11 protein-coding genes and 2 pseudogenes are annotated in these 11,338 nt (G+C 72.2%); 4 read left to right on the top strand and 9 right to left on the bottom strand.

The window, feature by feature from the left end:
* Positions 1-50: 50 nt before the first annotated feature.
* The 8 genes from ACFWM7_RS28455 to ACFWM7_RS28420 all read right to left on the bottom strand — a co-directional run bounded on the left by ACFWM7_RS28455 (position 51) and on the right by ACFWM7_RS28420 (position 6,374).
* A complete protein-coding gene (locus ACFWM7_RS28455; RefSeq protein WP_383265738.1) occupies positions 51-254 on the bottom strand; it encodes a cold-shock protein in 204 nt (67 codons plus the stop codon).
* A 233-nt stretch (positions 255-487) separates the two neighbouring features.
* Positions 488-865, bottom strand: coding sequence for a DoxX family protein (locus tag ACFWM7_RS28450; RefSeq protein ID WP_383265735.1), 378 nt, complete (start codon positions 863-865; stop codon positions 488-490).
* A gap of 84 nt (positions 866-949) precedes the next feature.
* Positions 950-1,348: a DUF6221 family protein gene (locus ACFWM7_RS28445; protein ID WP_383265732.1), complete on the bottom strand. Its 399-nt coding sequence runs from the start codon at positions 1,346-1,348 to the stop codon at positions 950-952.
* 95 nt (positions 1,349-1,443) lie between these two features.
* Positions 1,444-1,899 (bottom strand): VOC family protein, encoded by a 456-nt coding sequence (locus ACFWM7_RS28440; protein WP_383265729.1) that lies wholly within the window; start codon positions 1,897-1,899, stop codon positions 1,444-1,446.
* Positions 1,900-1,902: 3 nt separating this feature from the next.
* A complete protein-coding gene (locus ACFWM7_RS28435; RefSeq protein ID WP_383265727.1) occupies positions 1,903-3,576 on the bottom strand; it encodes an MFS transporter in 1,674 nt (557 codons plus the stop codon).
* A gap of 191 nt (positions 3,577-3,767) precedes the next feature.
* Positions 3,768-4,784: an NAD(P)/FAD-dependent oxidoreductase gene (locus ACFWM7_RS28430; protein WP_383265724.1), complete on the bottom strand. Its 1,017-nt coding sequence runs from the start codon at positions 4,782-4,784 to the stop codon at positions 3,768-3,770.
* On the bottom strand, positions 4,781-5,308 hold the full coding sequence (locus tag ACFWM7_RS28425; RefSeq protein ID WP_383265722.1) for an isoprenylcysteine carboxyl methyltransferase family protein: 528 nt from the start codon (positions 5,306-5,308) through the stop codon (positions 4,781-4,783). The genes ACFWM7_RS28430 and ACFWM7_RS28425 overlap by 4 nt, the downstream gene beginning before the upstream one ends.
* A 13-nt stretch (positions 5,309-5,321) precedes the next feature.
* Complete coding sequence (locus ACFWM7_RS28420) at positions 5,322-6,374, bottom strand: type III polyketide synthase (RefSeq protein ID WP_383265720.1); 1,053 nt, start codon at positions 6,372-6,374, stop codon at positions 5,322-5,324.
* 118 nt (positions 6,375-6,492) lie between these two features.
* Here ACFWM7_RS28420 and ACFWM7_RS28415 point away from each other — a divergent pair, with 118 nt between their 5' ends.
* From ACFWM7_RS28415 to ACFWM7_RS28400, 4 genes and pseudogenes are all read left to right on the top strand, one after another.
* On the top strand, positions 6,493-7,446 hold the full coding sequence (locus ACFWM7_RS28415) for a UbiA family prenyltransferase (RefSeq protein ID WP_383265717.1): 954 nt from the start codon (positions 6,493-6,495) through the stop codon (positions 7,444-7,446).
* Between the two features lie 50 nt (positions 7,447-7,496).
* Positions 7,497-7,820 (top strand): annotated as a pseudogene (locus ACFWM7_RS28410) (APHP domain-containing protein); the annotation flags it as partial.
* A gap of 121 nt (positions 7,821-7,941) precedes the next feature.
* Positions 7,942-9,021 carry a dihydrodipicolinate reductase gene (locus ACFWM7_RS28405; RefSeq protein WP_383265714.1) on the top strand — a complete coding sequence of 360 codons (1,080 nt, stop codon included), beginning with the start codon at positions 7,942-7,944 and terminating at the stop codon, positions 9,019-9,021.
* The gene (locus ACFWM7_RS28400) at positions 9,018-9,497 is read left to right on the top strand and encodes a carboxymuconolactone decarboxylase family protein (protein WP_383265712.1); all 480 of its coding nucleotides are present in this window, start codon (positions 9,018-9,020) and stop codon (positions 9,495-9,497) included. The genes ACFWM7_RS28405 and ACFWM7_RS28400 overlap by 4 nt, the downstream gene beginning before the upstream one ends.
* Positions 9,498-9,560: 63 nt before the next feature.
* Here ACFWM7_RS28400 and ACFWM7_RS28395 read toward each other — a convergent pair.
* A pseudogene (locus ACFWM7_RS28395) lies at positions 9,561-11,038 on the bottom strand (GMC oxidoreductase).
* Positions 11,039-11,338 lie beyond the last annotated feature (300 nt).

The raw sequence follows: 11,338 nt of genomic DNA, 5'->3' as shown, positions 1-11,338 counted from the left end.
CCCGCACCTTCACGGTGCGGGCCCCGGTCAGCGAGGTACGCGTCCGGCAATTAGGCCGGGACGATGTTCTCCGCCTGCGGGCCCTTCTGGCCCTGGGTGATGTCGAAGGTCACCGCCTGGCCTTCCTGGAGCTCACGGAAGCCGGAGGAGTTGATGTTGGAGTAGTGCGCGAAGACGTCGGGGCCGCCGCCGTCCTGCGCGATGAAGCCGAAGCCCTTTTCCGAGTTGAACCACTTGACGGTTCCGCTGGCCATGCCTGTACCTCTCAGCAGTAAACGGATCCGCACCGCGCGGACCCGGAGGTGATCGCCCTGGTTCTCAGGCACTGCACAGCAAAACGCCCGCGCCAGGCGCGGGCAGGTACTGCGAACCACGACATCTTCCGGCGACGCTACACGGCGGGATCACTCCTCACCAGAGAGCAACGCCATTTTGCCGTGGATCACCTTCACGGTCACCGGCTCGTACCACACCGACCGCGGTCCGTTCAGGGCCCGTCGGCGCCCCGGGCGACACCCCGTGCCCACAGGACCAGCGGCACCTGGAGGGGCAGCCGGGCCAGGGCCGCGACCCGCTGCGGCCGGGGCCGGTGACGCCAGTCGACGGCCATCTGCACATTGGCCGGAAACACACCGACGAAGAAGCCGGCGGTCACCCTCGCGGCGGCCGGGCGCGTCCGGGGGTGGGCAAGCCCTGCGGCCAGGGCGAGTTCGACCACTCCGCTGGCGTACGTCCAGGTACGCGGCTTTCCGGGCAGGAGCCGGGGCACGGTGGAGTCGAAGGCCTTCGGGACGGCGAAGTGGAGCACCCCCGCACCGCCCATCAGCCCGGCGAGCAGGACGGCGGATCGCGTCTGTCGGGACATGCTTCTCCTCGGCGACGGGACTGGACAGCCCGGGACTTACTTCAGAGTAAGTTACGGGATCCCGACGCGTCCCGCACCCCCCTGCTACTGGATGAACCTGGGCAGCCAGCGCGCCTGGTAGTCGGGGTGGCCCGCGTACTCGGCGGCGAGTTGCCGTACGGCGAACCCGAGGCCCACCGCACGGCCGGAGCGGAAGTCCTCGGCCGGGCGGTCGGTGTCCAGGTCGGCCACCTCGACGTACTCGCCGAGCATGACGCGGTTCGTCTCGATGCGCTCCAGGGTCCGCGCGGGGTCCTGGAGGGCGATGTGCTGGTCGAAGCCCCGGCCCCGCACCGTGAACGCCACCCCGCCCGTGCGGTCGTGGACCTCACCCGGCACATCGGCCGGGCACCGCCATCGGTCTCCGCCGGCGGCCTGTGCGACGTGTTCCTCGTCGGCGAGCCGCGCCCGGACGAAGGCCACCATGTCTGCGTTGCCGCCCATGCGGATGCCGCTCCCTTGCGCTGATGGATCTCTGCACTCGATACGGGGAGCATTCTGGTGGACCGGACGCGGCGCGATCCACCTCCGCATCCGGTTCACCCCACCGTGTCCCCCGCGTTCCCCGCGGCCTGGTCGGCGAGCAGCCGGTGCAGGGGTTCGGTCTCCCGGCGGCGGTACTCCTGCACCGCCCAGCCGTTGCCGTCCGGGTCGGTGAAGTACATGAAGGTCGCGCCGTCCTCGTCGGTGTACCGCTGCGGCTCGGAGACCTCGACGCCCCGGCCGACGAGTTCGGCGTGTGCGGCGTCGATGTCGGTGACGCAGAGCTGGAGTCCGTGGTACGTGCCCGGCTGCGGGGTTCCGGTCGGGTTGGGCAGACCGTCGGTGAGGGCGATCGAACAGCCGGATCCGGGCGGCGTCAGCTGGACGACGCGGGCGCCCGGCATCACCTCGGCGTCGATGTCGACGTGGAAGCCGAGCTTGTCCCGGTAGAAGTCGCGGGCCCGGTCGACGTCGGTCACGGGCAGCACGATCACTTCGAGGGTCCAGTCCATGGGTCAGCGGCCTTTCGTGGGTCGGTCGGTGTCCGGTTCGGGCCATGGCCGGTCCGGGCCGGGCGGTGGCGTGTCCGGCCCGGACGGGCCCCGGCCCGAAGGTGACTCGTCCGCTTCCTCGTCGCCCGCCGTCTCCCCGGCGAGCGGGGTCGCACCGCCCTGGAGGCGGGCCAGGTCGGCGGGCCGGACCTGGATGACGAACAGGGCGACCAGGGCGGCCACCGCGGCGAAACAGGCCGCGACGACGAAGGCGCTGGAGACGCCCGAGGTGAGGATCTCGTCGCCCCAGGGCGGTGGCAGCTGGCCGCTGCTCTGGGCCTCCTCGAGCTGGGCGCGCGTGGCCTCCTCGCGGAAGCTCGGCATCTGCTCGGTCGCCTCGTTGCGGCTGGCCGTGCCGAACGTCGTGACGAGGATGGACAGCCCCAGCGAGCCGCCGACCTGCTGGGTGGCGTTGAGGATGCCGGAGGCGGCGCCCGCCTCCTTCGGGGCGACGCCCGACACCGCCATGAGGGTCAGCGAGACGAACTGCATGCCCATGCCGAAGCCGAAGACCAGCATCGGGCCGAGGATCGAGCCGAGGTAGGAGCTGTGGACATCGGTCAGCGTCAGCCAGCCGAGCCCGGCGGCGGCCAGGAGCGCGCCCACCACCATGAAGGGTTTGGGGCCCCAGCGGGGCAGCAGCTGGGAGGTCAGGCCGGCGCTGACCGCGATGACGGCGCTCACCGGCAGGAAGGCGAGGCCGGCCCGCAGCGGGCTGAAGTCGAGCACGTCCTGCACGAACAGGGTCAGGAAGAAGAACATCCCGAACAGCGCCGCGGAGAGGCTGAGCATCATCGCGTACGACCCGGCGCGATTACGGTCGCGGAACATCCACAGCGGGGTGATGGGCTGCCGGGAGCGGCGTTCGATGGCGATGAACAACGCCAGGAGGACGACAGCGGCGGCGAACGAGCCGAGCGTGAGGGAGTCGGTCCAGCCGTCCTCGGACGCGCGGATGAAGCCGTACACCAGCAGCACCATGCCCACGGTGGAACTCAGGGCCCCCGCGATGTCGAAGTGGCCGGCGTGGCGCTCGGACTCGGCGATGTAGCGGGGGGTGGCGAACGCGATGAGCAGGCCGATGGGGACGTTGACGAACAGCACCCAGCGCCAGTCGAGCCACTCCACCAGCATGCCGCCCGCCAGCAGGCCGATCGCGCTGCCGCCCGCCGAGACGCCGGCGAACACCCCGAACGCGCGGTTGCGTTCGGGGCCTTCGCGGAACGTGGTGGTGATCAGCGACAGGGCGGTCGGCGAGGCGATCGCGCCGCCGACGCCTTGGAGGGAGCGGGCGGCCAGCAACTGCCAGCCCTCCTGGGACAGCCCGCCGAGCAGCGAGGCGAAGACGAAGAGGAGCACGCCGAAGATGAAGACCCTGCGCCGGCCGAGGATGTCGCCGAGGCGTCCGCCGAGCAGCAGCAGCCCGCCGAAGGTCAACGTGTAGGCGTTGACGACCCAGGAGAGGTTCTCGGTGGAGAACCCCAGGTCCTTCTGCATGTGCGGCAGCGCGATGTTGACGATGGTGACGTCGAGCACCACCATCAGCTGACACGAGGCGATGACCAGCAGCGCCAGTCCGCCGCGGTGCCGGTCGGGGGTGTTCGACGTTTCCGCGGGTGTCGCGTGGGAGCCCGTCATGGTGGGGTTCGTCTCTCGTGCCGGGTGCAGCGCGCCCCGTTGGGCGGCCGGTCTCCGCGTCGGTCCGATGAACGCGGGCGTTCACCCGACCGACGTTATGCCGGAAGCCGGGGCCTCGCCATTCGAGCCGTCAGAGGCCCGCACGGACCTCTCCAGTCACTGCGGCGCGGGGACCGCGCGAGCCTCCCGCGTCACTGCAGCGCGTGGACCGCGGTGCGGAAGACGGCGGGCGCCCGGTGGGCCGCGGCGACGATCAGCCGGCCCGAGGACGGGTGGCCGGCGGCGGCCAGCAGAGCGGCGGTGAGCAGGCGGTAGCGTCGGGTGACCCGCGCCCAGCGGCGAGGGTAGTCCTCGGGCCGGCCGGCGGTCAGGCAGTCGACCGCGGCCGTCGCGGTGGCGACCGCGAGGGCGATGCCCTCCCCGGTGAGGGCATCCACGTACCCCGCGGCGTCCCCGACGAGCAGGACGCGCCCGTCCCGCCGGTCCAGCGCCCGCTGCCGCAGCGGCCCGGCCCCGCGTACGGGAGTGGCCCCGGCGCAGTCCGCGAGCCGGGCGGCGAGGGCGGGGAAGGCTGCCAGGTGCTGGTCGTAGGGGCGGCGGTCGCGGCTCAGGACGGCCACGCCCACCAGGCGGTCGCCGACCGGGGTCACGTACGCCTCGCCGTGCCGGGACCAGTGCACCTCGACGTGGTCCGTCCAGGGGGCGAGGGTGTAGTGGCGGCGCAGCCCGTAGCGTCCGGGGCCGGGGACGGGCCGGTCCAGGCCCAGGGCGCGGCGCAGCGGGGAGTGGAGGCCGTCCGCGGCGATGAGCCAGCGCGCGGTGAGTCCGGCGGCGGTGACGGTGCGCTCGTCCTGCCGAACCTCCCCCACTTTGGCGGCGACGACGCGTACGCCGAGGGCGGCGGCCCGCTCGTGCAGGGCTGCGTGCAGTTCGGTGCGGCGGACGCCCGCGCCGGGACCGCCCCGGAAGGCCGCCTCCGCACTGCGCCGCCCGTCGGTGTAGCGGATGCCGCGCAGCTCGTGGCCGGTCACGCGGACGCCGAGGTCGCGCAGGGCCGCGACGCCTCCGGGCATGATGCCCTCGCCGCACGCCTTGTCGACGGGGGCGGTGCGCGGCTCGATCACCACCGTTTCCAGGCCCGCCGACGCGGCGCGGATCGCGGCGGCCAGCCCGGCCGGTCCGCCGCCCGCGACCAGGACGTCGATCACGCCCGTGCGTCCACGGCGGGGAGGCGGGCCAGCGCCCCGTCCTCGCACCGGATGCGTACGACCATGAGCGCGGCGTTGAGGACGGTGAACACCAGCGCGGTCACCCACGCCCCGTGGACCAGGGGCAGCGCGAGGCCCTCGGCGGCGACGGCGACGTAGTTGGGGTGGCCCATCCACCGGTAGGGGCCGCCGGTGACCCGGGGCAGGCCGGGGACGACGATGACGCGGGTGTTCCAGCGGGGGCCGAGTGCACGGATGCACCACCAGCGCAGCGCCTGCGCGGCCACCACGACGGCGACCATCGCCCACCCGAGGACCGGCTGGAAGGGCCGGTCGGCCAGCCCGGCCTCCGCCAGGCAGCCGGCCAGGAGCGCGGTGTGCAGGGCGACCATCGCCGGATAGTGCCCGCGGCCCGATTCGACGCCGCCCCGGGCGAGGCTCCAGCGGGTGTTGCGGCGGGCCACGACGAGTTCGGCGAGGCGCTCGGCCGCGACGGCCAGCACCAGGAGGGTGTACCAGGTCATGAGCCGTTCCTTCCTACCAGCGCAGCAGCACCAGTTCGCAGCAGAATCCCGGGCCCATGGCCAGCAGCAGCCCGGGGGTGCCCGGCTCCGGGCGGCGTTGTTCGATGGTGTCCCGCAGAACGTGCAGGACCGAGGACGAGGAGAGGTTGCCGACGTCGGCCAGCGAGCGCCAGGTGACGTCGAGCGCGCCGTCGCGCAGGTCGAGGACCTCGGTGACGGTCTCCAGGACCTTGGGGCCGCCCGGGTGGCAGACCCAGTGGGCGATGTCCTTCGGTTTGAGGCCGTGTTCGTCGAGGAACTCCCGTACGTCGTCGGCGAGGTACTGGCGTACGACGTCGGGCACGGCCGGATCCAGGACGACGCGGAACCCGGTGGAGCCGACGTCCCACCCCATGACGTGCTCGGTGTCCGGGTACATCCGGCTGCGGGTGGCCACGATCTCGGGCCCGGCGACGGCCCGGCGGCCGCCGAGGGCGACCACGGCGGCCGCTCCGTCGCCGAACAGCGCGGTCGCCACGAGATTGGCGGGCGAGGTGTCGTGGCGCTGGAAGGTGAGGGAGCAGAGCTCGACCGACAGGAGGACGGCCACGTCGTCGGGGCGGCCGAGGAGGTAGTCGTGCAGCCGGGCCGTCCCGGCGGCCCCGGCGACGCAGCCGAGGCCGAAGACGGGCAGCCGTTTCACGTCCGACCGCATCCCCAGGCGGGTCACCAGCCGGGCGTCGATCGAGGGGGCGGCGATGCCGGTGACGGAGGTGAACATCAGCAGGTCGACATCGGTGGGGCGCAGTCCCGCCTCCCGCAGCGCACCACGTACGGCCTGGGCCCCGAGGTCGACGGCGGACCGGATGAACACGTCGTTGGAGGCGCCGAAGCCGTCGAGGTCGCGGTAGTCGTCCAGGGGCAGCACGGTGTGCCGGCTGCGGACCCGGGCGTTCTCGTGGAGCCGGTCCAGGACCCGGCGGTCGGCGCCGGGCGGCAGGCAGGTGCGGGCCACCATGTCGGTGACCTCGCGCTGGGTATGGCGGTGGGGCGGCAGAGCGCCGTGCACCGCGGCGATGCGGGTCATCCTGCCTCCTGCGTCGGTGGCGTCATCCCCCCATCCTGCCCACAAGGCGTGGTGGAACGCCGCAAATGACCCGCCCGGTTGCCGCATTGACGGGGCGCCAGGCCCCTAGGATCGCCCGATGGACGCCACGGAGAGGGTGAACCCGGCGGGTACGGAGCCGGCCGGTGCGGATTCCGTCGCCGCGGATCCGGCCGGTACGGATCCGGCCGGTGCGGGTTCCGCCGGCGCCGGTCCGGCCGGTGCGGGGCGGCGGGGCCGGGTCGTGGGGCTCGCGCTCGCGTGCCACCCGGGGCCGGCGCTCGCGGTGACCGCGCTCGCTTTCGCCCTCGCCCTCGGCTCCGGTCTCGGCGGCCCCCGCTCCGCGCTGGTCACGGCGGCCGTGCTGACCGGCCAGCTCTCGGTGGGCTGGTGCAACGACGCGTACGACGCACGGCGTGACGCCCGGGCCGGCCGCCGGGGGAAGCCCGCGGCGGACGGCACGGTCGGGGCCGGTGCGGTGTGGGCGGCGGCCGGCATCGCGCTCGCCCTGTGCGTACCGCTCTCCCTGGCCTGCGGAATCCTCGCCGGTACGGTGCACCTCGCCGCGGTCGCGGCCGCCTGGCTCTACAACCTGCGGCTCAAGGCGACCGCCCTGTCCTGGCTGCCGTACGTGGCCGGATTCGGCGCCCTGCCCGCCGCCGTCGCCCTCTCCCTGCCCGGCGGGCCGCCGCCCCGGTGGTGGACGGTGGCGGCCGGGGCCCTGCTCGGGTTCGCGGCCCACCTGGCCGACACGCTCCCAGACATCGCGGTGGACCGGGCGGCCGGGATCCGGGGCCTCCCGCACCGGCTCGGCGACACGGGGACGCGGCTGCTGCTGCCGCTGCCGCTCCTCGGCGCGACGGCGGTGCTGGCTCTCGGTCCGCCCGGACCGGTGGACGCCGCCGGTGCCGCGGCGCTCGTCCTGGCCGCCACTGCGTCGCTCGCGGGCCCGGCGCTCGGCCGCCGGTGGCGCAAGGCGGCGCTGGCCGGAGCGGTGGCCGTAGCGGCGGTGGATCTGGCGCTGCTGCTGGTCCGGGGCGTCTCCGCCTCGTGAGCGGTCCTCCCTCGAAACACACCTGACGCCACGTCACTCAGCACACTCGCCAGGAGTTCGGTGCGGTCACCCTCTTCCCGCAGAACCTGCCGATCCCCGGAGTCACGATCCGCGACACGGACATCGTCGACTCCACCTATGACGGCATCCAGTTCACGACGGGCGGCGGCCTGATGCCGGACGTCAAGATCCAGAACGTCCGCATCGGCAAGTCCAACTACGGCTCGGGCATCCTGGCGATGAGCGGGGCGCGCGGCAACGCGACGCTCACCGCCGTGACGATCACCGACTCACGCGTCGGCCATGTACTGAGCGAGCCCGGCTCGCAGTTCACGATCTCCGGCGCTCCGAACGGAGCACGCGCGAAGCGCTGACCCCCTGAACGGTTCCCGGGCCGGCGGATCCCCCGCCAGCCCGGGAACACCCGTTCCCCCCGGGGGATTTGGTGGTGTCACGGCTCTGGGAAGTGCAAGGCCCCGGGGCTACCCTCCGCGCATGATTCCCACGGTTGTCTGGGGTACCGGCAACGTCGGCCGCGCGGCGATCCGCGTCGTCGAGGCCCATCCGGCACTGACACTCGCCGCCGTCCTCGTGCACGATCCCGCCAAGGTCGGCCGCGACGCCGGCGAACTCGGCGGTCTCGGACGCACGCTCGGGGTCGCGGCCACCGACGACATCGCCGCCGTCCTGGCCGACCGCCCCCGGGCAGTGGTCTACGCGGCGTCCGGCGATATCCGTCCCGATGACGCGCTGGCCGACATCGGCCGGGCGATCCGGGTCGGCGCGGTGGTCGTCACGCCCTCCCTCTATCCGCTCTACGACCAGCGCAACGCCCCACCCGAGCTGCGCGACCCGGTCCTGGCCGCCGTCGCCGAGGGCGGCGGCTCCCTCTTCGTCTCCGGCGTCGACCCCGGCTGGGCCAACGACGTCCTGCCCCTGCTGGTCAGCGGCCTCGGCACCGAGGTGGACGTCATCCGCTGCCAGGAGATCTTCGACTACTCCACGTACGAGCAGGAGGATTCGGTCCGCCATCTCATCGGGATGGGGCACCCGATGGACTACCAGCCGCTGATGCTGGCGGAGGGCGTTCCGACGATGGTGTGGGGCGGTCAGATACGGCTGATGGCGCGGGCGCTGGGCGTCGAGCTCGACGAGATCCGCGAGACTTTGGACCGCCGGGCGCTGGAGAGCGAGGTCCACACCCGGACGATGGGGGCGTTCGCCGCGGGCACCCAGGGCGCCGTGCGCTTCGAGGTGCGGGGCATCGTGGCCGGCGAGCCCCGCATCGTCATCGAACACATCTCCCGGATCCACGCCTCATGCGCCCCCGACTGGCCGTCCCCGCCCGACGGGGTGGGCGCGCACCGGGTGGTGATCGAGGGCCGGCCCCGTATCGAGGTGACGGTCGAGGCGTCCGACGAGGGCGAGAACCGGTCGGCGGGCGGGAACGCCACCGCGCTCGGGCGGCTCGTCTCGGCGATCGACTGGCTGGTGGACGCGAAACCGGGGCTGTACGACGCACTCGACGTTCCGCTGCGGCCTGCGGTCGGCAGGCTGGGAAGGAGACCGGCATGATCATCGACATTCCGGAGGGCCAGGAGCCCATCGGTTACGTGTGGGGGGAGATGGTCCCCGGCATCGGCACGGCCGCCGCCACGTTCTCGATGTCCGTGTACGAGCACACGACGCTGGGGCTGCGGGAGTTCGAGGCGGCCAGGCTGCGGGTCGCGCAGATCAACGGGTGCCTGTTCTGCCTGGACTGGCGGACCGAGCGGGAGGGGGCGAAGGTCGAGGAGGAGTTCGCCGAGGCGGTGACCCGGTGGCGTACGACCGACGCCTTCGACGAGCGGACGCGGCTCGCGGCGGAGTACGCCGAGCGGTACACGCTCGACCACCACGGTCTGGACGACGCCTTCTGGCAGCGGATGACCGCGCACTACAGCCAGGCGGAGATCGTGGAGCTGACGATGAGCATCGGCTCGTGGCTGGCCTTCGGGCGGCTCAACCATGTGCTGGGGATCGACGCGGTGTGCGTTCTGCCCGGTCACTGACGGAGTCCGGGGCCGCCGGGTTGGCACTCCCGGCCCCGGGCTCTCCGTATGCCGGAGGGCCGCCTACAGATCGGCGGCGATGATCCGTTCGATGTTGCGCTCGGCGAGCGCGGTGATGGTGACGAACGGGTTGACGCTGGTGTTGCCGGGGATCAGGGCGCCGTCGATGACGTACAGGCCCGGGTAGCCGTGCAGGCGGCCGTAGTTGTCGGTGGCCTTGTCCAGGACCGCGCCGCCCAGGGGGTGGTAGGTGAGGTGGTCGCCCCAGATCTTGTAGGTGCCGAAGAGGTCGGTGCGGTAGATCGTCCCCTCTTTCCGGTTGATCTTGTCGAAGATGGTCTTCGCGGCGTCGATGGACGGCTGCTTCCACGCCGTCTGCCAGTCCAGTTCCGCCTTCCCCGCGGCCGCGTTCCAGGTGAACCGGGCGCGGTGGGGTTCTTGGTGATGGAGAGGTAGAACGAGGCCCATGTCTCGATGCCGGTGGGCAGCGGGGCGACTTCGGCGAACGCTCCCCCGGCGTCCCAGTTGTCGATGCCGCCGGTGGGGATGGAGGACTGCACCTTCCCCGTGGGATCCCAGAGGTGGTTGGCCCGGCCGCACATGACGTTGCCGTTGTCGCCCCAGCCCCTGCCGATCTCGTCGTTGAGAAGGGGCAGCGCGCCGGTGGCTTTGAGGCCGACGAGCAGCTTGCTGGTGCCCACGCTGCCCGCGGCGAAGAACACCTTGTCCGCCGTGACGGTCTTGGTGGCGGTGGTCTGCCCGACGGTGTTCAGCTGGTCGATGAGCACGGTGTAGCCGCCGCCCGGGGCCGGGGTGACCGTGGTGACCTTGTGCAGCGGGGAGATGGTGACCCGGCCGGTGGCTCTGATCCGGTCGATGTAGGTCTTCTGGAGCGATTTCTTGCCGTAGTTGTTGCCATAGAGGATCTCCTCGTCCAGGGCCGACCTGGGTACGGTTCCGGCCGCCTCCTGCTTCATGTAGTCCCAGTCGTAGACGGCGGGGACGAAGAGGAACGGGAAGCCGGAGCGCTGGGCGTGTTTTCGGCCGACCCTGGCGTACTGGTAGCAGTCGACACTGTCGAACCAGGCGGGGACGATGGTGGTGACGCCGAGACCGCTGTTGGCGCGGGGGTAGTAGGTGCTGTACATCTCCGCGGCGTTGACGGTCGGGAGGATGGCGCCGAAGTTCTCCCGGCGCGGGGTGACGGCCATACCGCCGTTGACCAGGGATCCACCGCCGACGCCCCGGCCCTGGTAGACCGTGATGCCGCCGAACTCCTCGGCGTCGAGGATGCCGGTGTAGCGGTTGACGTTCCTGTCGATGGGGAAGCCGAGGAAGTTGCTCAGCGGCTGCTTGGTCCGGGTGCGCAGCCAGAACGAGCGGTCGTCCGGCTTGGTGGTGTTGGCGAAGATCTTTCCGTCCGCGCCGGGGGTGTCCCAGGCCATGCCCATCTCGACCATGTGGACGTCGGCGCCGGCCTGGGCCAGCCGGAGGGCAGCCACGGAGCCGCCGTATCCGGTGCCGATGACCAGGACCGGCACCCGGGCCCCGGATCCGATCGGCGCTGCCGCCGCACGGGCCCCCGCCCACGCGGGTGCGGTATGCCCGGCCACCGCTGCGGCACCCAGAAGAGAACCTGTTCCAGTGACGAATCTTCGACGCGAGACACCCTTCGTCCCGCCATCCTGCATGGTAGCGTCACTCATGTGACATCCCTCACTCTCGACAGAGTGCAACAGGTTCTACTGTCGAAAGCGTGGTAAGTCACTAGAAACTTGGGGGTAACTTCCCGGCCACGCCCCGGTACGACCGAGGAGCCCCCGGACCGTGCGGTCCGGGGG

It is taken from the genome of Streptomyces sp. NPDC058375 (assembly GCF_042723425.1).
Taxonomy (GTDB): Bacteria; Actinomycetota; Actinomycetes; order Streptomycetales; family Streptomycetaceae; genus Streptomyces; species Streptomyces durocortorensis.
Note: the sequence above shows the minus strand (reverse complement) of the source record. Positions and strands in the feature narration are given on the sequence as shown.